General features: G+C 68.6%; 18 protein-coding genes. 6 read left to right on the top strand and 12 right to left on the bottom strand.

All coding sequences use genetic code 11. The features are described 5' to 3' along the window. Positions 1–52: 52 nt before the first annotated feature. The 4 genes from QSK35_RS33655 (at position 53) to QSK35_RS33640 (ending at position 3,896) form a co-directional block, all read left to right on the top strand. A complete protein-coding gene (locus tag QSK35_RS33655) occupies positions 53–673 on the top strand; it encodes an RNA polymerase sigma factor (RefSeq protein WP_285751700.1) in 621 nt (206 codons plus the stop codon). Beyond that, positions 651–1,103 (top strand): hypothetical protein, encoded by a 453-nt coding sequence (locus QSK35_RS33650; RefSeq protein ID WP_285751699.1) that lies wholly within the window; start codon positions 651–653, stop codon positions 1,101–1,103. Before QSK35_RS33655 ends, QSK35_RS33650 begins: the two co-directional genes overlap by 23 nt. A gap of 104 nt (positions 1,104–1,207) precedes the next feature. After that, positions 1,208–2,008 (top strand): SAM-dependent methyltransferase, encoded by an 801-nt coding sequence (locus QSK35_RS33645; RefSeq protein WP_285751698.1) that lies wholly within the window; start codon positions 1,208–1,210, stop codon positions 2,006–2,008. Between the two features lie 43 nt (positions 2,009–2,051). Then, positions 2,052–3,896 carry a diguanylate cyclase domain-containing protein gene (locus tag QSK35_RS33640; protein ID WP_285751697.1) on the top strand — a complete coding sequence of 615 codons (1,845 nt, stop codon included), beginning with the start codon at positions 2,052–2,054 and terminating at the stop codon, positions 3,894–3,896. An 86-nt stretch (positions 3,897–3,982) separates the two neighbouring features. On the opposite strand, the gene QSK35_RS33635 is transcribed toward QSK35_RS33640, so the two are convergent. The 5 genes from QSK35_RS33635 to QSK35_RS33615 all read right to left on the bottom strand — a co-directional run bounded on the left by QSK35_RS33635 (position 3,983) and on the right by QSK35_RS33615 (position 9,638). Further along, positions 3,983–4,513: a snapalysin family zinc-dependent metalloprotease gene (locus QSK35_RS33635; RefSeq protein WP_285751696.1), complete on the bottom strand. Its 531-nt coding sequence runs from the start codon at positions 4,511–4,513 to the stop codon at positions 3,983–3,985. Between the two features lie 86 nt (positions 4,514–4,599). Beyond that, complete coding sequence (locus QSK35_RS33630) at positions 4,600–5,196, bottom strand: GTP-binding protein (protein ID WP_285751695.1); 597 nt, start codon at positions 5,194–5,196, stop codon at positions 4,600–4,602. 16 nt (positions 5,197–5,212) lie between these two features. Next, complete coding sequence (locus QSK35_RS33625; protein WP_285751694.1) at positions 5,213–5,635, bottom strand: roadblock/LC7 domain-containing protein; 423 nt, start codon at positions 5,633–5,635, stop codon at positions 5,213–5,215. Next, entirely contained in the window at positions 5,632–8,400 is a 2,769-nt protein-coding gene (locus QSK35_RS33620) for a sensor histidine kinase (protein WP_285751693.1), read from the bottom strand. Before QSK35_RS33620 ends, QSK35_RS33625 begins: the two co-directional genes overlap by 4 nt. A 227-nt stretch (positions 8,401–8,627) precedes the next feature. Next, positions 8,628–9,638, bottom strand: coding sequence for an ABC transporter substrate-binding protein (locus QSK35_RS33615; RefSeq protein ID WP_285751692.1), 1,011 nt, complete (start codon positions 9,636–9,638; stop codon positions 8,628–8,630). A 181-nt stretch (positions 9,639–9,819) separates the two neighbouring features. On the opposite strand from QSK35_RS33615, the gene QSK35_RS33610 reads away from it, so the two are divergent. Continuing rightward, on the top strand, positions 9,820–10,989 hold the full coding sequence (locus tag QSK35_RS33610) for a 4-hydroxybenzoate 3-monooxygenase (protein WP_285751691.1): 1,170 nt from the start codon (positions 9,820–9,822) through the stop codon (positions 10,987–10,989). A 195-nt stretch (positions 10,990–11,184) separates the two neighbouring features. On the opposite strand, the gene QSK35_RS33605 is transcribed toward QSK35_RS33610, so the two are convergent. From QSK35_RS33605 to QSK35_RS33580, 6 genes are all read right to left on the bottom strand, one after another. Next, positions 11,185–11,928 carry an IniB N-terminal domain-containing protein gene (locus tag QSK35_RS33605; RefSeq protein WP_285751690.1) on the bottom strand — a complete coding sequence of 248 codons (744 nt, stop codon included), beginning with the start codon at positions 11,926–11,928 and terminating at the stop codon, positions 11,185–11,187. A gap of 240 nt (positions 11,929–12,168) precedes the next feature. Beyond that, positions 12,169–12,975: an ABC transporter ATP-binding protein gene (locus QSK35_RS33600; protein ID WP_285751689.1), complete on the bottom strand. Its 807-nt coding sequence runs from the start codon at positions 12,973–12,975 to the stop codon at positions 12,169–12,171. Next, positions 12,959–13,726: an ABC transporter permease gene (locus QSK35_RS33595; protein WP_285751688.1), complete on the bottom strand. Its 768-nt coding sequence runs from the start codon at positions 13,724–13,726 to the stop codon at positions 12,959–12,961. Before QSK35_RS33595 ends, QSK35_RS33600 begins: the two co-directional genes overlap by 17 nt. Continuing rightward, on the bottom strand, positions 13,723–14,466 hold the full coding sequence (locus QSK35_RS33590) for an ABC transporter permease (RefSeq protein WP_285751687.1): 744 nt from the start codon (positions 14,464–14,466) through the stop codon (positions 13,723–13,725). The genes QSK35_RS33595 and QSK35_RS33590 overlap by 4 nt, the downstream gene beginning before the upstream one ends. A gap of 93 nt (positions 14,467–14,559) precedes the next feature. Beyond that, positions 14,560–17,385 carry an nSTAND1 domain-containing NTPase gene (locus QSK35_RS33585; RefSeq protein ID WP_285751686.1) on the bottom strand — a complete coding sequence of 942 codons (2,826 nt, stop codon included), beginning with the start codon at positions 17,383–17,385 and terminating at the stop codon, positions 14,560–14,562. Between the two features lie 12 nt (positions 17,386–17,397). After that, the gene (locus QSK35_RS33580) at positions 17,398–20,199 is read right to left on the bottom strand and encodes an nSTAND1 domain-containing NTPase (protein WP_285751685.1); all 2,802 of its coding nucleotides are present in this window, start codon (positions 20,197–20,199) and stop codon (positions 17,398–17,400) included. A 163-nt stretch (positions 20,200–20,362) separates the two neighbouring features. On the opposite strand from QSK35_RS33580, the gene QSK35_RS33575 reads away from it, so the two are divergent. Then, positions 20,363–21,262, top strand: a complete 900-nt coding sequence (locus QSK35_RS33575; RefSeq protein ID WP_285751684.1) for an ArsR/SmtB family transcription factor — start codon at positions 20,363–20,365, stop codon at positions 21,260–21,262. A 219-nt stretch (positions 21,263–21,481) separates the two neighbouring features. Here QSK35_RS33575 and QSK35_RS33570 read toward each other — a convergent pair whose 3' ends face one another. Then, positions 21,482–24,247 (bottom strand): nSTAND1 domain-containing NTPase, encoded by a 2,766-nt coding sequence (locus tag QSK35_RS33570; protein WP_285751683.1) that lies wholly within the window; start codon positions 24,245–24,247, stop codon positions 21,482–21,484. Between the last annotated feature and the right edge of the window lie 128 nt (positions 24,248–24,375).

The following is a 24,375-nucleotide window of genomic DNA, read 5'->3' as shown; positions in this document are numbered from 1 at the left end:
GTATCTGGCGGGCACCTCGGTGCTCCGCATGTTGTGACGGCAAGGAGTGGACGTGACCTCTGCATCCCCGATCGCCGCGCTGGTGAGCGCGGCGGCCGAGGGCGACCAGCAGGCGTGGAACGAGATCGTGGATCGTTACACGCCGCTGGTGGTGTCGGTGATCTACAAGCACCGGCTGCGCCCCGCGGATGCGGCGGACGTGAACCAGACGCTGTGGCTGCGGCTCGTGGAGCAGATCGGACGGCTGCGCGAGCCGGAGGCACTGCCCGGCTGGATCATGACGACCACCCGCAACGAGTGCCTGCGCGTGCTGCGGGTCCAGCAGCGCACCCACCTCTACGACCCGCTCTCGGCGGAGGAGCCGGTCGACGCCGCGGATCCCGTGGACCTCGAGGAGGAACTCGTCGCACTGGAACGCCGGCAGGCGTTGCGCGACGGGTTCCGCGAGCTGACGCAACAGTGTCAGCGACTGCTCACCAAGCTCATGAGCGACCCTCCGCCCAGCTACCAAACCGTCAGCGAAGAGCTCGCCATGCCCATCGGCAGCATCGGTCCCACCCGGATCCGATGCCTGGACAAGCTGCGCAAGACGGCCGCGATCGGCAGGTTCATCGGGGGATCGCCAGCAGGGGGCAGAGGAGGTGTGTTGGGTGCGGCAAGCATGGGAAAGTGACGAGTCACTGCTCGAAGACCTGCGTGACGCGGTGATGGGTCACCCGGAAGAAGTATCTGTACCTCCGGAGTTCATCGAAGCGGCTCGCGCGGCGTTCACCTGGCGCACCATCGACGCCGAGCTGCTGGCCATCTCCTACGACTCGGTCCTGGACGACGAACTGATGGCGCGGGCGCGCGCCACGATGACCGCGCGACAGCTGGTGTTCGACGCGGACGGCGTGTCGCTGCAGGTCGAGGTCACCGAAGCAGGAATCACGGGTCAGCTGGTGCCGCCGCGCTCCGCGCGGGTCGAGCTGCTGACGCCGTCCGGCGTGGGTGAGGAGGCCGACACCGACGAGCTCGGGTGCTTCCTGATGGGCCCGCCGCCGCGCGGGCCGATCCGTTTCCGCCTGGACGGTTCGATACTCACCGATTGGGTTTGTTTATAACGGGACCCGGAAGAGTGAGCCCAGAATTAGCTCGTTCGGCCTACATGTGCCGCCAGTAGGGTTAGGCCGCTCAGGATTCCTTTTGAGAGTGGCAGGTGTCTGCAGTGGTCGACCAAGTCAGCTGGGTTCCCGAAGGTGTCAACGTCGATGTTCCGAGCTCGGCCCGGATCTACGATTATCTGCTGGGTGGTGGCCACAACTTCGACGCTGACCGCCGCACGGCCGAGGAACTGATCAAGGTGCTGCCGGTGCGGGACATGGCCCGCCGCAACCGGTCCTACCTCCGCAGGGTGGTTCTCGAGCTGTCGAAGCTGGGCATGACCCAGTTCCTGGACCTCGGGTCGGGCATCCCGACCGTCGGCAACGTGCACGAGGTCGCGCACGAGGCGAACCCGGACGCGCGCGTTGTATACGTGGACTTCGAGCCCGTGGCGATCACGCACGCCGAGCTCATGCTGGAGAACGAGCCGAACGTGACCGCGGTCCTGGGCGACCTGCGCGAGCCGGAGAAGGTTCTGCAGCTGGCCGAGGCGCAGATCGACTTCTCGCAGCCGGTCGCGCTGCTGATCGTGGGCGTGCTGCAGTTCATCCCGGACGCCGACGACCCGTGGAAGATCATCCAGAGGTACGCCGACCGCCTGGCGTCCGGCAGCCACGTCGCGCTGTCGCACTTCACCGCGGACAGCATGCCCGCCGCGATGGCCGCCGGTAAGGAGATCTTCGCCAAGACGGCGGAGCCGATCACGCCGCGCACCAAGGACCAGGTGCGTGACATGCTGGCCGGGTTGGAGATCATCGAACCGGGTATCGTCTTCACGCCCGAGTGGCGCCCGGAGACCCCGGAGGACATCGGTGAGGATCCGCGCAAGGCGAACCTCTACGCAGCGGTGGGCCGGAAGCCGTAACCAAGTGACCTCGTCCGCGGGCATTGCCGGCCGGTGGGCGACCGTGTTGATCGAGAGCGCGTACTCGCCGATGTCCCGCGGCAAGATCACGCGCACGCTCGACGAGCACGTCGCCCGGCTTCGGCGTGCCCTGGAGGCGGACGACTACTCGGCCGCGGACGCGGTCGGCGAGTGGCTGGTGAAGTCGCGGTTCACCGGGCCGGACAGCCTTCGTCGCTCCCTCGAGGTGCTCGGCGGCGTCGAATCCGGCCCGCGGTGGTGGGCGATGCTCGGCGCGCTGGCGGCCGGGTACGTGCGGGCGACGCGCAACCAGCTGTTCGACGAGCAGGAGAAGGTCAAGAACTCGCTGCTGAAGGCGGTCGAGGACGCGCAGCGGTCGCTGCTGGAGAGCGAGGCGCGGTTCGCGCAGGTGTTCACGGCGTCCGGTGCGGGCATCGCGATCATCGACCTGGAGGGCGAGGTCGTCGAGGCGAACCCGGCGCTCGCCGAGATGCTGGGGCACGACGAGACGCCCGAGCCGAAGCTGCTGTTCGCCGAGCCGGATCTCGCGGTGCTGTTCAAGGACTGCCGCACGTTGCTGGTCTCCACCGAGGAGACGATCCGGCAGGAGAGACAGCTGACGCGCGGCCCGGACGACACGGTGTGGGCGAACGTCGTGCTGTCGGTGTTGCGCGGTGCCGACGACGCCCCGCGGTACTACGTCGCCGTGCTGGAGGACGTGACCGAGCAGCGGATGCTGCGGGAAGTGTTGCGGCGTCAGGCATCCACGGACCTCCTGACCGGTCTGCCGAACCGGCAGAGCTTCGTGAACCGGCTCGAGGAGGTCCTCAACAAGGCGCAGCCCGACGAAACGGTCACGTTGTGCTACCTGGACGTGGACAGCGTGACGATCGTCAACGACGGCCTCGGTTACAGCGCCGGCGACACGGTGTTGCGCGAGGTGGCGAAACGGCTCGGCAACGCGTTGCCGGACGCGGTGATCGCCCGGATCGGCGGCGACGAGTTCGTGGTGCTGATCGAGGGTGCGCCGGACGTGTCGGCGTTGGCCGAGCTGATCGACGACGAGCTCGCCGAGCCGGTGTTCATCGACGGGCACGGCGTCGCGGTGTCGACGTCCATCGGTTTCGTGCACGGCGGCGCGGGCACGGATCCGACCGCGCTGCTGCGCCGTGCGCACAGCACGTTGCGGCGGGCCGAGGCGGGCGGCAAGCGGCAGTGGGGCATCTTCGACGCGGCGCAGGACGTGCTGGATCGCACGCGGTTCGCGCGGATCGCGTCGATGCCCGGTGCGTTCGAGAGCGGCGACATCAAGGTGCGGTACCGGCCGGTGGTGCGGCTGGCCGACGGGTCCACGCTGGCGCAGGAGGCGCACCTGCGGTGGGGCGAGCTCGGGCACGACGAGTGCGCCCGGTACGCGGAGGCACTGGGACTGGCGTCGCGGATCGGCCGCTGGGTGCTGTCCGACGCTTGTTCCTTGGGGGAACCGGTTCTGGTGCGGCTGTCACCGGACCAGTCGCGCGACCCGGACCTCGCGGCGATCGTGCGCCGGACGTTGCGCGACACGATGTTGCCGCCGCAGTCGTTGTTCCTCGCACTGGACGTCCGGGCGATGCCGGACGGCGAGGAGAACCTGGAAGTGTTGCACGACATGGGTGTTCGCGTGCTGCTGCACGAGTTCGGCGGCGGGTTCGCCGGTATGTCCACTGTGGACCGCAACCCGCTGTGGGGCGTCCGGCTCGCCACTCCCCCGCCGGAACGTCTTGCGCACCAGGCGTTGTCGCTCATGGTGCCGCTGCTGCACGGCGCGGGCCTGCAGGTGATCGCCGGCCACCGGGCCGATCTCGACGAACACCGAGCCCTGGGCGTCGACTTCGTGGCGGGAACGTAAAACTCACCGGTCCGGAACGTAAGACACGAGGGGCCGGAGCGTAAAACTCGCGCGAGTCTTACCGTCCGGCCCCGTGTGTCTTACGTTCAGCCGACCTCGATGAAGTAGCGGTTCCAGGACGTCTCGGAGGCCGCGAGGCTGCCGCCGAAGGCCCGTTCGACGCGCGCCTTCTCAGCCGCGTTCGGGTACTTGTTCTTGCAGGTGGTACCGGCGCTGGCGCCGGACATCAGGCTGCTGCACGGACCCGGCTTGATGTCCGGCAGCCCCAGGATGTGCCCGAGCTCGTGGGCCGCGATGCGGGGCGGGTAGTGGCCCTGTTGCACGGCCTGCCTGCCCATCCAGACCCGGCCGTTGCCGAGCGAGCCCGGTTGGGCGCGAGGCCAGCCGTTGTCCGCGACGATCACGATGTTCTTGGGCTTGCCCGCAGTCCATGGCGCCAGCCGGACGTTCTTGACGACCTCGTTCCAAACCTGGGCGCCTTCGTCGACCGCCGCCTTGAACTCGGCGGCGTTGTTCTCGTAGTACAGCACCTTCGGTGCCGCCTGTGCGGTGCCAGCGAGGCCGATGGTCAGGGCGGCCGCGCTGGCCAGCACGGCCAGTGTCTTGCGCAGGATCAACAGAATCTCCTTTGCAACGCAGGGAGTTGCGATCCGACTGTATCGCCGATCCCTTGCGGCACAAGAAGAGTCAATCGTCAACCAGATCAGACCAACGTCGGTTGACGAAGCGCGTGCTCCACGAGGTTGATGAGGATCTGCTTGGTGGACTGCCTGTTCCGGGCGTCACAGGGAATGATCGGCACGGACGGGTCGATCGTCAAGGCGTCGCGCACTTCCTCGGGACGATGGTGCATGAGGCCGTCGAAACAGTTGACGCCGACCACGTACGGCAGCTCGCGGTCCTCGAAGAAGTCGATCGGCGCGAACGCGTCTGTCAGCCTCCGGGTGTCGACGAGCACGACGGCGCCGATGGCCCCGCGCACGAGGTCGTCCCACATGAACCAGAACCGGTGCTGTCCGGGCGTGCCGAACAGGTACAGGATCAGGTCCTGGTCGAGTGACACCCGACCGAAGTCCATCGCCACCGTCGTCGTGACCCTGTCCGGGATCGCGGACAGGTCGTCCACCCCGACGCTCGCCTCGGTCATCAATGCCTCGGTCGTCAGCGGCGTGATCTCGGAGACCGAACCGACGAACGTCGTCTTGCCCACGCCGAACCCGCCCGCCACGACGATCTTCGCGGACACGACGGACAGGTCGGCGCCAGGTGACCCCGGACGACCCGGAGCACCGTTGCTCATGGGAACTTCCTTCTATTTAGGCTCGCATGGAAACGTGCAGCTGGGCACGGATCTCCGGCGTCAACTGGAGACCGACCCGCTCCACCAGCCGGGTCATCGCGTAACCGATGAGCCCGATGTCGCAGTTGGGCGCGGCGAGCACCGCCAGGCAGGATCCGTCGCTGATGGACATGAGGAAGAGGTACCCCCGCTCCATTTCGACGACCGTCTGCTTCACCTCACCCGCCTCGAAGCAGCGCGCCGCTCCGAGGTTCAGGCTGACCAGACCGGACGCCACAGCCGCCAGCTGCTCGGCCCGATCTTGAGGCAGTCTGTCAGACGTCGCCAGGAGAAGCCCGTCGGCCGACACCACAATGGCGTGCGCCACACCAGCGACCCGGCTGACGAAGTCCTCGACCAGCCAGCTGAAGTTGTCCAGCTCTTCCGAGGTGGTGGTCACTGGTGCTCCCTTTCTGCGATCACGGGGATGTGGCCGACTGCCGAGTCCACCAGGGACTCGCGCCCGAGCCGGACACCCTTCTGGTACGTGGCGAAACGTGCGCGCAGCCGGTCGGCCGACCGTCCGGCTCCCGCCGGCGCCAGTGCCGGCACGGGTGAGGTGGCCTTCGGGGACGAGCCGGGCACGAGCCGGGCGCGCGGCACGCGCTTCGGCAGGCCGTTCTCGGTCGTCTCGATGCCGGCGGACACGAGCGCGCCCGCGGCTCGCCAGCCGTCGTCGGCCGAGCCCCAGTCGGAGTGGGCCCAGTCGGCGACGGCCTTGGGCACGGTCTCCGGTGCGGGCTTCTCGTGGTCGACGGTCGCTCGCTGCTGCCGTTTCGGCAGCCCGGCCACTGTCTCCGGCTCCTGCGGTACCTCCTCGTCGACGCTGACGGGCGGCTGAACGGTTGTGTCCTCAATGGACCCGTTGAAGACTTCCGGCTGCGGGTTCTGGAACCACCGCGAGAGCGGTTCGCCCAGGTAGTCCTCTTGGCCAAGATGATCCTGGACCGCCGGCATCGTCTCGGTGTGCGATTCGCGCTCGGCCGGACGTTCGGCGGGCGGCTCGTAGTCGTAGCCCTCCCCGACCTTGAGCTCGGTCGCCTCGGTGCGGGCGACGAACAGCTCCGACGCGGGCGAGGCCTCGATGCGGTGCCTGCCGGTCGACTCGGTCGTTTTTTCTGGGGCGGGCAGTTCGATGGGCTGCGGCGTCCACTTCGGCACGCCCTCCAGCCCCTGGTTGGACGGCGTGTCGGTGAGCAACGCCGGCGCCGCGCCCTTGTGCAGCAAGGAGACCGGCAGCACGACCTGCGCGGTGACACCGCCCTCGATGTCGTCGTTGTTCGCCAGCGTCACACGGATGTCGTGCCGCTTGGCGAGCTGGCCGACGACGTAGAGGCCCATCTCGCGGGCCACCGACACGTCCACCTCGGGCGGGTCGGCGAGCTTCGCGTTGGCCTCGGCGATGTCCTCTTCCTGCATGCCGACACCGCGGTCGTGGATGCGCACCGCGACCTCGCCGCGCCGGGTCTCGATGGTGCGCACGGTGACCTTGGTGCTGGGCTTGGAGAACGCCGTGGCGTTGTCCAGCAGCTCGGCGATGAGGTGCGCGAGGTCGTTGATCACGCGGCCCTGCACCATCAGGTCCGGCGTGGGTGCGATCTGCACGCGCGCGTACTTCTCGACCTCGGACACCGCGGCGCCGAGCACCTCGTTGACGGCCACCGGCCGATTGACGCGCCGGTTGACCGTGGTGCCGGAGAGCACCAGGAGGTTCTCGCTGTTGCGGCGCATCTGCGTCGCGAGGTGGTCCAGCTCGAACAGGCTGGCCAGCGCGTCCGGGTCCTGCTCATCTTGCTCGAGCCGGTCGATGACGCTGATCTGCCGCTCCACCAGTGCCTGGCTGCGCCGCGACAGGTTGATGAACATGTCGTTGACGTTGGCGCGCAAGGCGACCTGCTCAACGGCGAGTCGCACCGCCTCGCGTTGCACGAGGTCGAACGCCCGCGCGACCTGGCCGACCTCCTCGGTGGTGTGCAGCGGCACCGGGACGATCGCCTCCTGCGCGGCCCGCTCGGGGTCGCGGTGGGTGCGGATGCGGCGGATGGCGTCGGGGAGCTGGTTGCGCGCGACGTCCAACGCGCTGCGGCGCAGCACGCGCAGCGGCCGGATCATCGACTGCGCCACGATGATCATCAGGGTGAACGCGATGATCATCGAGACGGCGACCAGGGCAGCGTCGCGCCACGCCGACTGCCGGGCGGCCTCGGCGAGCGTCACGGTCGTCGTGCTCGCCTGTTCCTCCAGCAACGTCCGGACGTCGCGGATGAGACCCGCGGTCTCCTCACCGATCTTGAGCACCTCGGTGTCGGTGATCGACAGCGGCTGCTTGTCGGCGTCCTGCACGAGCGCGAGCTTCACCAGCCGGTTGCGGCCGTCGACGGATGCGCCCGACACGATGTCCTGGAAGCGCTGGCGGTTGTTCTGATCCGCGACCGCGTCGAACTCGGCGAGCGCCGCGTCGAGCCGGGACTGCGCGGCCCGCAGACCGTCCGCCTGGCCGGGCGCGAAGCCCTTGCGCAGCGCGGCGGAGACCAGCATCGCGTTCTGCTGCGACAGCTGCTCCTTGGCCGCGTAGAGCTTCTGCACGGCGGTGGCGATCGGGGTGACGCCGGACTCGCTGAGGCTGCTCACGACGACGCGGTGCACCTGGCTCAGCGGTTCGATCATCTGGTTGTACGCGCTGATCACCGACACGTCGGGGTACTTCGTGGTGAGCAGCGTGTTGCGCAGGTTGCTGAGGCCGTCGAGGGTCTGCAGCGACTTGTCGAACGTCTGCACCACAACGGGATCGATGGCCGTGTTCGCCTCGGCGACGTCGCGGTACTTGGCCAGCTCGACGTCGGTCCGGCTGGCGCGGGTGACGTGCTCGGCACAGTTGTTGGCGCGCCCGCCGCCGACGCACTGGACGGCCCAGTCGCGTTCGGTCTGCAGCGCGTCCTCGACCCGTTCGGCCTGCTGGCTCAGCGCCAGCTCGCGCTGAACCTTGGAGAAGAGCTCGACGTCGTCGAGCTGGGTGTTGAGTCGCAGTCCGGCGAGGGTCGCGGTGCTCAGCGCCGGTACGAGCAGTACCACCGCGAGCTTGCTGCGCAACCTCCAGTTGCGTAGCCGGAAGCGACTGAACGTCTCGCCAGTGCCCTTGCGCTGCTGGCCCCTACGACCGCGCACGGTCAGCACACTCCCCGCCCCGAGAAATACCTGCAAACCTGGTGGATCTTGGTGTAATGCACTCCACTGTCATACCGCCATCCGGACGACGATTGACGCTGGTTGACAATTCATTCAGTCACCGGCAGGGCTAAACGGCCGTGCGCGGATAATTCACTTGGCTTACAACAGTCGGACGCGGGTGACCTTGATCACGGCATAATCACAGGCCACCCGCGTTCGGTTCGTCAACTGCCGCTGGGAGTGAGCAACATGGGCTTGACGTCCATGTCGTTCTGCAACAGCCCGTAGGTCTTCATCAGGGTCGCGACGCGCTGGAGCCGGGTGGCGTCCAGCGTGGTCGGGAACTCGCCGAAGTGCACGAGGCTGGCGGTCTCCTTGTCGACCTTGGCGTATTCCACGAGCAGGGGCTCGACGGTCGGCCGGTCCGCGGCGTCCTTCTGGCCCTTGACGATCGCGCGCTGGAACGCGGCGACGGTCTTCGGGTTCTCCTTGGCGAACTTTCCGCTGGTCGCGTAGCCCGCGATGGGGATGTTCGCGGTCGGACCGGAGGCCGTGTCGAGCACCGTGACCGCGCCGGCCATGCGCTGCGCGCGGGAGATGAACGGCTCGACCATGAAGGCCGCGTCAACGGTCTTGTTCTGCAGGGCGGCCTGCATGTCGGGGAACGGCATCTCCTTCAACGTGACCGTCTTCGGGTCGACGTTGTTCGCCTCGAGAGACGCCTTCGCGGTGAGCTCCGCGATGTTCTTGAACGTGTTCACCGCGACGGTCTTGCCCGCGAGGTCCTTGGGGCTCTTGATCGCCGAGTCACCCGGCGCCAAGATCAGGAACATCTCGGGTTTGGCCTGGTAGCCGTCGGCGACGAGCTTGATCCCGTCGACGGCCTTCGCCGCGCCCTTCGACTCGGCGGCGAAGAAGCTGACCCAGTTGCCGAAGCTCATGTCCAGTTCGCCGTTGACCAGGCCGGGGATCGCCTGGGCACCGCCCTGAATCGTTTTGAGCTCGACTTCGAGCCCCTCCTCCTTGAAGTAACCCTTCTTGTTCGCGACGTGGATGGCCGCGACGTCGAGGATGGGCAGTACGCCGACGACGATCTTGGATTTCTCCACCGGCCCGTTGTTCTGAGCAGCGGGTTTGTCCTCTTTGCCACCGAGGAGGCCACAGCTGGTCACGAGGGCGAGCAGCGCGGCCAAGGCGGTGCCGCGCAAGATCGTTCGGCTGACTCTAAGAGTCATCGGGAGCACTCTCCTGTCGGAGCGGTGTCGCTTGCGGTTGCGGGGGAGAGTCGGCCTCCGAGGGCCACTCAGAGTAATTACGCTGCTCCGCAAGACCCCAGTCAGCCGACGCGCGAAGGTACTTATCCACTACCTTCGGTGAGGATCTAAGCACAGGGTGTCTAGTGGTTGGAGGGAACGCGTGAAGACCGCCGTCGCGGTGATCGGAGCAGGTCCAGCCGGTCTGACCTTGGCAAACTTGATTCAGCAGTCAGGTATCCCCTGCGTGGTGCTCGAAAAGGCGAGTCGACGCGAGGTGGAAACCCGTCCTCGTGCGGGTGTACTGGAACACCGCTCCGTAGAGTTACTTGCGAGGCATGGTTTGGCCGACCGGCTGCTCGCCTCGGCCGACCGGCATGGGGCCTGCGAATTCAGGGTGAACGGTCGCGCCTTCCGAGTCGCCTACTCGGATCTGTACGGCGGCCGGACCCACTACGTGTATCCCCAGCAGGAAGTCGTAACCGACCTCATCGCCGCATTCCTGGAGGGCGGCGGGGACATCCGGTTCTCCGTCAGTGACGTTTCGCTGCAGGGGCTGGCCTCGGTAGCCCCGCGCGTGGTCTGGACCAGCGCCGATGGGGTCCGCGAGCAGGTCTCCTGTGACTTCGTGGCGGGGTGCGACGGGTTCCACGGGGTGTCCCGGCCGAGCATTCCTTCAGGCGTTCTTCAGGAACTTGTGCATCACCATGGAATTGGGTGGCTCTCCATTCTTGCGGAGGCCCCGCCGTCCACTAAAGCCATCATTTACTCGATGCACCCCGATGGTTTTGCCGGACATATGTTGCGAAGCCCGACGGTGAGTCGGTATTACCTCCAGGTGGACCCGTCCGAAAGTGTGGAAAACTGGCCGGATGACCGCGTCTGGATGGAGCTGCAAAAGAGGCTCTCTTTGGCCGATGGCAGCTGGAAGCTGACCACCGGCAAGATCATCGAGAAGCGCATGCTGGACATGCGCAGCCACGTCGTGGAGCCCATGTCGTACGGCCGGCTGTACCTGTTGGGTGACGCAGCTCACATCATCACCCCGGTCGGCGCCAAGGGCATGAACCTCGCGATGAACGACGCAGCACTGCTGTCCGTCGCTCTTTCGGACTACTACCAAACGGGTGATGAGAGCGGTCTCAAGACGTACTCGGATGACTGTCTGCGACGGGTGTGGCGGGCTCAGGAGTTCTCGCAGTGGATGATCGGCATGATCCACGCGCCGACGAACGACCCGTTCCACGCGCGCCTCGCGGCGGCCAGGCTCGAGCACCTGGCGAGTTCCCCCGCGTACGCGGCCTCGTTCGCCGAGAACTACGTAGGCCCCTGAGAACGGCCCTGAGACGCGGGTGAGCCCCGTGTGCGTTGTCCCCCGACGACAACGCACACGGGGCTCGCGGGAGGGGGAGGGTGTACGACTCGCCGGCCGCCGCCGCTTGTTCCCGGCGAGTCGTACGTCTGTGTCAGCGGACGCCGGCTCGGGGGCAGAGCCGGGCGCCCGCTGGTTTCCCTGTGGAGGGGCGAATCAGAAGTGCAGGTCGATGTCGTTGCCGTTGCCGACGCCACCGTCGAGCACGTCACCGACGTGGCCGATCTCGCCGACGGTGATGTCACCAACGGTGTCGGCGACGTGCACGTCGCCGACCTGCGCGACGTCCTGGACGACCGTGTCGCCGACGTTGACGAGGTCGTGGGCCTTGAGGGTGCCGTCGACGTCGCCGGTGATGGCCTCGATGTCGTTGAGCACGGCGGTCTTCGCGACGACGTCACCGGTGAGGGCGTCGATGTCGTGCACGTCGACGTCCGCCACGTCGGTGACCTTGGTCAGGACGCTGTTGTCGGTGACCTTGGTGATGATCTCGTTGTCGGTCACCTTGGCGACGACGTCGTTCTGCTGCACGACCGCGTCGAGGGTGCTGGAGACGTCGCTGACGTCCGCGAAGTCCTTGACGACCGCGGTGATGCCCGTGGTGGCGACGATGTCGGTGACCGGCGCGACACCGTTCAGGTTGTCGGTGATCAGCTTCAGGTGGTCGACGGCGGTGATGTCGCCGGCCTCGGCGATCACCTTGTCGACGGCGTCGACCTTGACGATCGAGGCCGAGTCGAGAACCAGCGGGAGGATGTCGTAGACGTCGCCCGCGGTGATGTCGCCCAGACCGGCGTCGCCAAGCACGCCCTCGGGGTCCTGCTGGAACGCCAGGCGCGCAGCCGGGTCCGCGAGCAGGTTGAGGGTGAAGTCGTGCAGCGTGGTCTGCTGGGTGCTCATGTGGAACCTAACTCCTGATGAAGGTTGATCTCGGGGGATGTGTCACGAACCGTATTGGTCCGGACCTCCCCCGAGCATCGGGAGTTCGCCCCAGTTCAGAGCCAAACGAGACCGTTAGGGAGCCCTTAGGGGCACGCCACGGTGCACGAACGTAAAACTCACGGAGCCGGAAGGTAAGACTCGGGGGGCCGGAGCGTAAGACTCGCGCGAGTCTTACGCTCCGGCCCCCGAGTCTTACGTTCAGCGGTCGACCAAGGCCTCGGACAACGCCTCACGTTCGGCCGCCGCCCACTTCTCGATGTCCACAGTGGGCGCCTTGCCGAGGTTCAGCAGCCGCGCCACCTTGGAACGCAACGCCACGAACGTCTCGTCCGTCCGCGTCGCGATCTGGTCCCGCTCGTCGGGCAGGTCGACGCGAAGATCCGCCACCAGGCGCGCGGGAGACCCGGACAGCACCAGGATCCGGTCCCCCAGGTACACCGACTCGTCAATGTCATGTGTGACAACGAGAACCGTCGCACCGTGCTCGCGCCGCACCTTGAGCAGCAGGTCCTCCAGCTCGAACCGCGTCTGCGCGTCGACGGACGCGAACGGCTCGTCCATCAGCAACAACGAAGGCCGGTACGCCAGCGCCCGCGCGATGGCCACCCGCTGCTGCATGCCGCCGGAAAGCTGCCACGGGTACTTGCGGCCCACGTCCTCCAAACCGACCCACGACAGGGCCTCACGGGCCCGTGCGCGCCGCTCAGCGCGACGCAGGGACCGGCGGAGGGGGAACTCGACGTTGCCCTGCACGGAAAGCCACGGGAACAGCGAGCGGCTGTAGTCCTGGAAGACCACGGCGAGGTGGTCGCCGTCCAGGGAAACCGACCCGCTGCTGGGGGCGATGAGGCCCGAGATGGTGCGCAACAGGGTGGACTTGCCGCAGCCGGACGGTCCGACCACGCACACCAGCTCGCCCGCCCCCACGTTGAACGACAGACCCGCGATGGCCTGGTGCTCGCCATAGGTGTGGGCGAGATCGGCCACCTCAAGCATGTTGGTCATTCAGACTCCTCGGTTGCCACGCCAATGCCTTGCGTTCCACCGCGAGCAGCACGGTGTTGAGTCCGTAGCCGAGCGCGCCCAGCAGCACGATTCCGGCCCACATGCGCGTGTAGTCGAACTCGCGCTGCGCCACCATCAGCTGCGAGCCGATGCCGTTGGTCGTGCCGACGAGCTCGGAGATCACCATCAGCACCAACGAAAGGGACAGCGACACCCGCAGTCCCGCGAAGATCTTCGGAGACGCCGCGGGCAGCACAACGCCCAGAACCCATTGGGAGCGCGGGATCTGGAACACCGCCGAGGTGTCGACTTTCGTGACGTCCACCGAGCGGGCGCCGTCGACGCTGTTCAGCAGGATCGGCCACAGCACGCCGAAAACGATTGTGGCGAGCTGCATCGACGTGCCCGTCTTGAACAGCAACAGGAACACCGGCACCAGCGCCGGCGGCGGGATCGAGCGCAGAAACGTCAGCAGCGGCCCCGCGTACTGCATCGCGCGCTCGGACCGGCCCAGCAGCAACCCGAGCGAGATGCCGACGGCGGACGCGATGAGCCATCCGCTGAGCAGACGTCCGATGCTGGGCAGGATGTGCTCGGTGATGTTCGACGGTTCGAGTACCCACCAGTTCCACGCGGCGGTGAGAATTTCCGTCGGCGGCGGGAAGAACGGGTTGTCACCGAACCACGCCAGCAACTGCCACCCCACGACGATGCCGCCGAAGACCGTCCACCGCTGCAGGAAGCCGGTCACCAGGCCACCCACCGCTTCTGCACGCGCTCGAGCCCCTGGTTGACGACAACCCCGATCACGCCGGCGACGACCGTCCCGACCAGCACCTGGTCCATGCGACCGGGACCGCTGCGCGCCTCCATGATGAAGTAGCCGATGCCGATCTCACCGCCGGACATCAGCTCCACGCTGACCAGCACCACCAGCGCGGTCGTCGCGGCGAGGCGGATTCCCGTCAGCACGAAGGGAAGCGCGCTCGGTAACGCGACCTGCAGGAGGATGCGCGTCCGTCCAAAGCCGAACACCCGCGCCGTGTCCACGTGCAACGGGTCCAGTTCGTCCAGCGCGTAAATGGTGTTGAACAGGATCGGCCACAGCGCCGCGTACACCGCGAGCGTGATCTTGGTTTCCGGCCCGAAGCCCAGCATGACCAGCGCCAGTGGAATCAGCGCCACGGACGGGATCGGGCGCAGGAACTCGATGACGGCCCGCGTCGCATGCCGCACCGCGGGCACGCTGCCCAGCACGAGTCCACTGGGTACCGCGATCACGACGGCGATGACGACCGCGATGAGCAGCGCGAGGACCGTCGCGATCACGTGACGGAGGAAGGTTTCATCGCCCAGCTGGGTGAACAATTCCCCCGCCACCACGGACGGTGGCGGCAGCGCGTCGCCGGGGACCAATGGGGAGCGTGCGAAAAGCTCCCACACCACCAGAAATCCGGCGATGCCCAGTAGTCCCCTTGCGAACACACGCACTCGGTCACCCTAGAGAGTGGATCTTGCAATCACAACGAGTGTGCGGACACGTTCACACGGTGACACCGAATTTTGTCATCACTGAAGCAATAGTCACGGACACAGCTTGATCGGGTCGGCGCCCGGCAGGTTCTGGCTCCATTCGCTGTCGGACAGCTCGCCCTCACCCCTGGCACACATCTCCCGGACGACCTGCTCCACATCCAGGTCCAGCGGGAACAACTTCGGCGGCGGAACGGGCGATGTCCGCACCAGGAAGTCGTCGGTATCCGGCCGGTACTCGCCGGTGGGGAAGTCGCCGAAGCCCTCGAGCGTGCCGGTCCGCGTGGGCGAGCCCTTCCTGCGGACGTCCCACACCTCGAGTTTGTCGTCGTACGCGAGCAGAACTCGATCGTCACGTCCGAACGCGAGCACGTTCATGTGCTTGTCGGCGTCGGAGATCGACGCCCACTCGACCGGCGTCTCACCGGCGAGCGACCAGAAGGTGATGGTCCCGGACTTGCCGTACGCGGTCACCAGGTAACGGCCGTCGGCGCTGTAGTTCGCCTGCCCGGCCCAGTCGAGCCGGCCGGGCAAAGTGCCGTCGGGCACCGCGTTGCCGTTCTCGATGCGCCAGAACTCGACGACGGTCCGCCCGTCGACGTCCTTGATCGTCGCGAGCTGCTTGCCGTCCGGGCGCAGCGACGCCCAGTACTTGGTCGTCGTCGGCACGACGATCTCCCGCGGCTGCCGCAGGTCGCGCACGTCGAGCAGGACCGGTGCCGGCGGCGTGGACTGCACGGCGATCACGTCGGCACTCGGCGCGGGAGACGGGGTCGCCCCGAACCGGCCGGGAAAACCGAGGATGAGCGATCCGTCGCCGCTCAGTCCGACCACCTTGAACAGGCCCGGCAGAACCGCGCGACGCTGCGGGTGGTCGAGGTCGCCGATGTCCCAGAGCTCGCTGACCCCCGCCCGGCTGGTCGCGACCAGCGTCTTGCGATCGGCACTGATCAGTCCGAAGTCGTAGATCTGCCCGAGGGACGCGCGCGGCCGGGCGTCGGCGCTGAACAGCCAGCTCGTGCCGTCCTCGTGCTCGAGTATCAGGACATCGCCGTTCTGGGAGGCCATGCCGAGCGGTTGTCCCTTGGCTGCCGGCGGAAGCGGCAGCATCCGGCTGCGCGCCGCCGCGCTGAGCAGGGCGTCGCGGCTGTCGGGTGTCGGGTTGAACCGGTACCCGGCCAGCGCCACCTTGGCGGCGGTCTGTCGTTCGCGATCTCCGAGCGCGCGGGCCTGCGCCGCCGCCTGCAGTGCGAGCGCGTTGTTGCGTTCCCGCGACACGTTGAGCTGCGACACCACCGCGAAGACCGTGCTGGCGGCGAGCAACACCGCGACGACCGCCAACGCGACGACGAGCCGCCGCAACCTGCGGGTACGGCCCAGCGCCTCGGCCAGCTCGGCGACCTCGGCGTCGAGCGACTCGTGCAGGAACTCCTTCTCGCGCTCGCTGAGCACGGCTTCGAGCTCCTTCGCCTGGGCCAGGCGGACGCCGCGGTAGAGGGCGTCGGGGTCGCGGCCGGTCGCCTCCCACGACTTGGTGGCGTCGATCAGCCGGCGGTGGATGCGCAGGCGGTCGCGGTTCTCGGCGATCCAGTCGCGCAGGCGTGGCCACGAGCGGATCAGCGCCTCGTGCGTCAGGTCGACGGAGTCGCGGTCCAGCGTGATGAGCCGCGCGGCCGCGAGGTGGTCGAGCAACGAGTCCGCGACGTCGAGCTCACCGCGCACCACGCAGCGCTTGGTGTCCTCGGTCCCCTCGCCGAGCGCGATCAGCCGCAGGAACAACAGCCGCGCCTGTTCCTGTTCGACCGCCGAAAGGTTCTCGAACACGGACTCCGCGGTGCGCGCCAGCGCGTGTTCGACGCCGCCCGCCTCCTCGTATCCCTGCAGGGACAACGTCATTCCACGCCTGCGACGCCACGTCTCCACGAGTGCGTGCGACACCAGCGGCAACGCGGCGGCCTGCCCGGCCACGTCGGCGACGAGCCGCGTCACCAGCGCCGTCTCCACCTTGGCGCCCACCCGTGTCGCGGGCTCGACGATCGCGCGGCGCAGCTCGTCCGGTGTCATCGGGCCGACCAGAACCTGGTTGCCCGCCAAGGCATCCACGAGTTCGGGGAACCGTCCACAGTGGCCGTAGAAGTCCGCGCGCACACCGAGCACCACGCGTGGCCCGCCGGTCAGCGCCGCGATGAACCAGCCGCGCGCGTCGGGCGGCACGAGGGTGAAGACCTCCTCGAACTGGTCCACGACCAGCACCAGCGACGGGTCGTGCTGCCGGACGCGCAGCCACAGGTTCGCCGGGTCGGCGGCGAGCTCGCGTTTCAACGTGACGGGAGACTCGCCGATCAGCCCGGCCAGCTGGACCGAGCACTCCTCGACCGGGTCCGCGGTGGGCGTGAACACCAGCGCATTTGGGAGGGACGGCACCAGACCGGCGCGCAGCAGTGACGACTTGCCCGACCCGGACGCGCCGAACACGCCGACGAACCGTTGTGCCGCAACGAGATCACGCAGTTTCGCGGTCAGCTGCTCGCGGCCGAAGAACCGGTCGGCGTCGGCCGCCTGGAAGGCGGCCAGTCCGGCATAGGGCGACTCAGCGGCGACCGCGGGTTCGTAATGATCCGCCGCGACCTCGCGCCAGCGCTCCTCCCACTCGGCGGCGTCGCCACCGCACGCCGTGACGTAGGCCAGCGTGACGGCGAGGGTCGGCAGCTTGCGCCCACCCGCCGCCTCGGAGAGCGTCGCGGCCGAGTAGTGGGCCCTGCGCCCCAGCTCACGGTACGGCGGGCTGCCCGCCTTCTCCCGCATCCGGCGCAGGTCCGCGGCGAACCGCAGCAGCGCGCTGTCCTCGGACTCGAGCGGCCGTTCCCCTCGTGGCACCCACGTCCCCCATCATCGACACACCGACCTCCTGGGCGTGTCCGGGAACAGACGCGCCCAGTCCCCCTCCGAAACGTAGTAGAACGGGTCCGCGCACATCGTCCGGACCACCTGGTCCACGTCGGTGGAGAACAGGAGCAGGCCACCCGAAGGTGTGGTGCTCTGGGCGACGAAACTCGTCGGCGACTGCGCGGTCACCCGCCAGAAGCCGCTCATCGTGCTGGTGATCGTCCCCAGCTCGCGCAGCTGTCCCTGATCGCGCAGCGAGTACAGCCGCAGCACGTCGCCGGACATCGCCAGCAGAGTGGTGTCGTCGGCGCCGAACCCGATCGGCCCCCCGGCGCTCACGTCGGCGGGTCCGAGCCAGTGCCACGGTGTGTCCACATCGGACAGATCCCAGACCTCGGCCTGATTGTTGCCCTGCACCACCAGGAACCGGCCCCCGGGGCTGAACGTGACGGCCTCGAAGTACGGGATCTTCGCCGTGACCGAGGACAGGTGCTCCGGCACGCGTCCGCCGCCGAGCCGGTGGAGCTCGACCGAGAAGCCGGCGCCCCGCATGTCGTTGCGCACCACCGCGATCAGGTCGCCGTGGATCGCGACGGCCTTGACGAGGTCCCCGCCGACGAAGATCTGCTCAGGCTCGGGACCGCGCAGGTCCCAGAGCATCGCCGGGGACCGCGGCTGCCATTTGCCATCGGCATCGCGGATCATGCGGTTCGCGACCACCACCCCGGTCGCCAGGTCGAGGCCGGACACGGCCATCGGCCCGGCGATGTCGCGGATCCTGCGCGGGTGGTCGGGATCCCCGACATCCCAGATCTGCACGTTGTAGCTCTCGTCGTGCACCGCCAGGTACCGGCCGTCCGCGCTGAACACGATGTGCTCACTCGCGTTACCCAGCGGGCCGCGGGTGACGAGGTTGTACCCGGACAGGCTCCACAGCCGCAGGATCCCGGAGCCGTCCCGCGCCACGAGGAAGTTTCCGCCCGGCGCGACGACGGGTGCGGCACCGCCGAAGGTCGCGGGCGGTCCGGCCAGCGCCCGGCGGCTCGCGGCATACGCGCTGAGCAACGCGTCGCGGGCCTGGTCCGTGGGCGCCGCGCTGTAGGCGGCCAGCGCGGTGCGGGCGGCGGCATGGGGTTCGGATCCCATCCGCAGCGTCGCTTCGAGCGCACCTCGTTGCGACATCGCGGCGTCGGCGGCCTTCGTCGCCTCGCGCTGCACGAGGAACGCGTAGACCGCCGTGCCGCCGAGCAGCAGCACGACGACGGCGAGGATCACGACGAACTGGTGCAGCCGGTGCGTGTGCCGCCGTTCCTCCGCCTGGTGCTCGCGGGCCAGCTCGGCGCTCGCGTCCAGGAACTCCCGCTCCCGGCAGCCGATCAGATCGCCGAGCGCCTCGGCCTGCGTGAGCCGCACGCCCCGGTACAGCGCGTCGGGGTCGCGGCCGTCGGCCTCCCAGACGGCGGTGGCGTCGACGAGCTGCCGGTGGGTCCGCAGGCGGTCGCGGTTCTCGGCGATCCAGTCGCGCAGCCGAGGCCACGACCGGATCAGCGCCTCGTGGGTGAGCTCGGCGGACTCGCGGTCCAGCGAGATCAGCCTGGCGGCGGCCAGCTGATCCAGCAATGAGTCGGCGATGTCGAGCTCGGCGCGCGGCACCCGGCGTTTCGTGTCCTCGGTGCCCTCGCCGAGCGCGATGAGCCGCAGGAACAACAGCCGGGCGCAGCGCTGCTCGTCGTTGGACAACGAGGAGAACGCCGCCTCGGCGGTGCGCGCGACGGCGTGTTCGACGCCGCCCGCCTCCACGTAGGCGGTGAGCGTCAACGTCATGCCGCGCCTGCGCCGCCACGTCTCGGCCATCGCGTGCGACACCAATGGCAACGCGGCGGCCTGCCCGGCGACGTCCGCGACCAGCCGGGCGACCAGCGCGGTCTCGACCTTCACGCCCAGCCGCGCGGCGGGTTCGGTGATCGCGCGGCGCAGCTCGTCCGGCGTCATCGGGCCGACCAGCACCTGGCCGCCGCGCAGCGCGTCCACCAGCTCGGGATGTCTGCCGCAGTGCCCGTAGAAGTCCGCGCGGACGCCGATCACGGTCTTGGGCGCGCCGGTCAGCGCCTTGATCAACCACTGCCGTTCCGGCTCGGCGGCCTGGGTGAACACCTCCTCGAACTGGTCGACGACCAGCACGAGTCCGGGGCAGTGCCGCTCGATCCGCCGGCGCAGGTTGGCGGGGTCCCGCGCGAGCTCCTCCCTGAGGTCGACCGCCGAGGTGCCGGTGTACTCGGCCAGCCGTGTCGCGCACTCCTCCAGCGGCCGCGGGCCCGGCGTGAACACCAGGGCGGGTGCGTTCAGGCGGGGCACGAGACCGGCGCGCAGGACCGACGACTTTCCGGATCCGGAAGCGCCGAACAAACCCACGAAAGATCGTTCGCGGACCGCGAGACCCACTTCGACGGTCAGGCGTTCACGCCCGAAAAAACGGTCAACGTCCTCCGGTTGAAAGGACAACAAGCCGACATACGGCGACTCGGCGGCGATCTCCTGGGATTCCTCGGCCGCGATTTCCCGCCACCGCGACTCCCACTCCTCGACGTCGCCGTTACAAGCGCTGACGTACGCCAGCGTCACCGCCAGACTGGGCAACTTCCGTCCACCGGCGGCTTCGGACAACGCCGTGGCCGAGTAGTGCGCGAGCCTGGCCAGCTCGCGGTACGACGGCTTGCCCGCCCGGTCCCTCAACTTGCGCAGATCGCCCGCGAACTGCGACAACGCTCCCCCGTCGCCGCCGAGCGGGCGCTCGCCACGTGGCATGAGACGCCTCCCCCTCCGCCCTTCTCATTGTTCAGACCCCGTTGTTCAGCGTCCACGTCCTGACACTGAACAACCCGATCGCCCTAACGTCGCCACCCAACGGGGAGTCCACGTCTCAGGGGGAGAGAGACTTCAGATGCTGTCGACACATTGCCTACCGTCGATGCCGGTGATTATCAACGGCGGAACGCGCACTTTGCGGATCCACTTCGGCGTGGAGGACCTGGCGAACACGCGCTGCGCGGGAACGCCGTTGCCGATGTTTGAACTCGTGTTCGGAGTACGGGCCCGCGATTTCGACCGCGCGATGCTGCCGGCGATCGCACCGCTCGCCGAGCTGATCCGGCCGAGCCACGGCGTGCCGGATTTCTTCTCGTCGCCGCAGCCGAAGTTCGTGGACGCGGTGGGCGAGGTGCTGCAGGCCGCGTCCGGGGGTTCATGGCTGCCGTCGCTGGGGACGACGTCGCCGTGGCTGCGGTCGTTCGCCCGCGGCGACGCCCGTGCCCGCATGGAGCTGCGGACGGCGTTGCACAACTACCACCGCCTGCGCCTCGCGCCCGCGTGGAACCAGACCGTGCAGACGTTCGACGCCGAGATCCGGTCCCGCGCGCGTCACGCGTTCACCGACGGGCTCGGCGCGGTGCTGGCGAAACTGCACCCGGCGATCCGGTGGGAGGCGCCGGTGCTGCACGTCGAGTCGTCGTGGGAGGGCGACGTGCACCTCAACGGCCGGGGCCTGCTGGTCGTCCCGTCGGTGAATGCCGCCGGACCGGCCGCGGCGCTGTTCTCGGGGGCGCAGCCGATCCTGTGCTACCCGGTCACGGCCACGGAGACCACCGAGGTCAGCCTCGAGGGCGCTCTGGGGCGGACGCGGACCGAGGTGCTGCGGGCGTTGACGACCGAGCGGTCCACCACGGACCTCGCGCGGCACGTCGGGATCAGCCTGCCCACCGCCTCGCAGCACGCCACGGCGTTGCGCTGCGCGGGGTTCGTCAGCACCCAACGGGACGGGCGAGCGGTCAAACACCGCCTGACCCAGCGCGGCTGGGAGCTGCTGAACTGACCCGTGCATCTGCAATGAGGGGCCCCTTCATGGCGGTCAGCGCTTGCAAAGCTCCCCTCATAGCAATCCACGTTTCGAGCGATCACGAAACGCTCGGCAAACCGATCGACCCCGCCTACATTCGGTGGTGGACGAGCTGCCGTCGGGGGGCACCGTCCGATATGGGGTTGGCAGGGGAAAAACGTGGCGGGTGAGCTTCCCCAGGGCTCACCCGTCCATCTACAGGGGCGGGCACGGCGGCTGGAAGTCCAGTCCGGGGAAGAAGTGCCGCCACTCATCCGCTGTCATCCGCGGCACGGCTCGCTCGCACACGCGGTCGAGCCGGTCGCGCCCGTCGAGCTTCCAGAGCCGCAGCGTGCCGTCCGCGCCGCCGGTGATCACGGTGTCCGCCAACGGCATCAGCGCGACCGCGGTGACCGGGCCGGTGTGGCCGATCAGCCGGGCGGTCTCCACCGGCTGACGCGGATCGGTGATCGTCCACAGCCGGGTGCTGCCGTCCTCGTTGGCCGTGGCCAGCGTGTTGCCCTCGCGGCTGAGCAGCGCCGCGTAGACCTGACCGCCGTCGCCGGCCACGGTGGCGAGCTGTTCCGGTTTCGCGGTGGACCACAGGTTCGCGCCTTTCCCGCTCGCCGTCGCGAGCAGCGATCCCGTGTCGCTGAACGACACCGTGGTGCCGACGCGTGGCCTGGTCGCCCGGACGTGCAGCGTCCAGTCCGCGCGCACGTCGACCATCAGCAGGTCACCGCCGAGCGTCACGGCGGCGATGGTCGCGCCGTCCGGGGCGAACGCCAGGTGCCGCAGCTTCGGGACGACGTCGGTGGAGGTGGCGACGAGCTTCTGCGTGGCGTTCGGCACGCCCTCCCACACCTTCACCGCGTTGTCCTGGCCCGCGGTGACCAGGGTGTCGCCGCGGAACGCGAGGGCGGTGACGGCGGCGGCGTGCGCCTGGAAGGTGCCGATCTCGCTGGGTTTGCCGAGCGCGATGTCGACGATGCGGACCACGCCGCCGGCGTCGGCGCTGACGACCGTGCGGCCGTCCGGGCTGATCGCCATCGCGACGACCGCGCTGTTGTGCTTGGTCGCGGGCACGGACGCGCGGGTGCCGGGCTGGTCGCGCAGGTCGGTGGTGAGCACGGTGCCGTCCCGGTGCCCGGAGACGAGCAGCTGCTGCGTGGGGCTGAGCACCATCGCGGTGACCTCGCTGCCCGCGTTGCGCAGGATCTGTCCGGTGAACGCCTCGTAGCGCAGGCCGCTGCGGGCTTCCGGCAGCTTCGCCAGTTCGTAGGCGGCGAGGTTGACCTGCAGCGCGAGCGCCGGGTTGTTCGCGCGCAACGCCGTGGCCTCGCCGACCGCCTTGAGCGCCAACGCCTTGTTCCGTTCCTCGGTCGCGGTCTGCTGTGCCCGCAACGCGTAGACCGTGGCCGACACGGCGACCACCAGCAACACGAGCAGCACCGCGATCAGCTGGCGCCCGCGCCTGGTTCTTCGGCGAGCGGCCGCGGCGACCTCGGCGTCGGCGGCCTCGCTCGCGTCGAGGAACGCCCGTTCGCGTTCGTTGAGCTCGGTGTGCGAATGCGCGTGCCACTCACGGGCCAGTTCCAGCCGCACACCCCGGTAGAGCGCGCCCGGATCGCGTTCCAGCGACTCCCACGCGTCGGCCGCGTCGGTAAGAGTTCGGTGCACGCGCAGGCCTTCACGGTCCTGCTCGATCCACTGGCGTAGCAACGGCCACGACCGGATCAGCGCCTCGTGCGCGAGCTCCACGCCGTCGCCGTCGAGCGTGAGCAGCCGGGCGGCGACGAGCCGGTCGAGCACCTCGCCGCCGTCGCCCAGCTCGCTGCGCCGCACCCGCCGTTTGGTGTCCTCGGTGTCCTCGCCGACCGCGATGAGCCGCAGCAGAATCTCCCGCGCCTGCTTGCGTTGGGCGGTGTCGAAGCCCGTGTAGACGGTCTGCGCGGTGTGCGCGACTGCGTATTCCAGGCCGCCGGCCTGTTCGTATCCGTGCAGGGTCAGCGTCATCCCGTCGCGCCGCTCCCACGTCTCGGCGAGCGCGTGCGACAGCAACGGCAGCACCGCCGGCTGCCCGGCCGCGTCCGACATGAGCCGCGCGAGCAACGCGGTCTCCACCTTCGCGCCCGCGTGCGCGGCGGGTTCGACGACGGCCTGCCGCAGTTCGTCAGCGCTCATCGCGCCGACCATGACCTGGCCGCCCCGCAGCGCGTCCACGAGTCCGGGATACCGCGCGCAGTGGCCGTAGAAGTCCGCACGCACCCCGATGACCACGTGCGGCCCGTGCGTGAGCGCGGTGATGAGCCACTCGCGTTGCTGCTCGACGCGGCACAGCGTGAACAGCTCTTCGAACTGGTCGACGACGACCAGCAGACCGTCGGCCAGTTCGGTCAGGTTCTTCGGGTCTTCCAGGGCCGTGCGAATGTCGACGACCGACTCGTCTCTTTGGGCCGCGAGCTGGATCGCGCACTCCTCCAGCGGGTCCGCGCCCGGTGTGAACAGCAGCACCGGCAGGTCCGTGCGCGCGATCAGCCCGGCCCTCAGCACACTCGACTTGCCGACGCCCGACGCCCCGAAGACGCCGATGAACCGCTTCTGTGCGACCAGGTCGAGCAGTTCGCTGGTGAGGCGGTCGCGGCCGAAGAAGCGATCGGCGTCGGACGCCTGGAACGGCTTGAGCCCCACGTACGGTGACTGCCCGTCCCCATGCCCGTTGTGCACGAGGGTGTTGCGCCACCGACGTTCCCACTCCTGCGCGTCACCTTCGCACGCCTGTACGTAGGCAATGGTGACGGCCAGGCTCGGCAGTTTCCGTCCGCCCGCGGCTTCCGAGAGCGCCGCGGCGGAATAGTGCGCACGCTTGCTCAGCTCGCGGTAAGTAGGACTTCCCGCAAGCTCCCGCAACCTGCGCAGATCCGCCGCGAACTGCAGCAACTCGCTTTCGCCCGCGTCGAGGGGGCGCTCGCGCCTGGGCACGGCGTCATTGTTCAGAGAACTTTGTTCAGCGTCCATGGAAGGCCGCTGAACAACCCGTTCGCCCTAGCGTTGATCTCGTACAGGGGGAGAACCACCGGCACTCTCGCCCCGAACCGGTGCCGGTGCAC

It is taken from the genome of Lentzea sp. NBRC 105346 (genome assembly GCF_030269605.1).
Classification (GTDB): Bacteria; Actinomycetota; Actinomycetes; order Mycobacteriales; family Pseudonocardiaceae; genus Lentzea.
The sequence above is the reverse complement of the archived record's forward strand: the minus strand, read 5'-3'. Positions and strand labels throughout refer to the sequence as shown.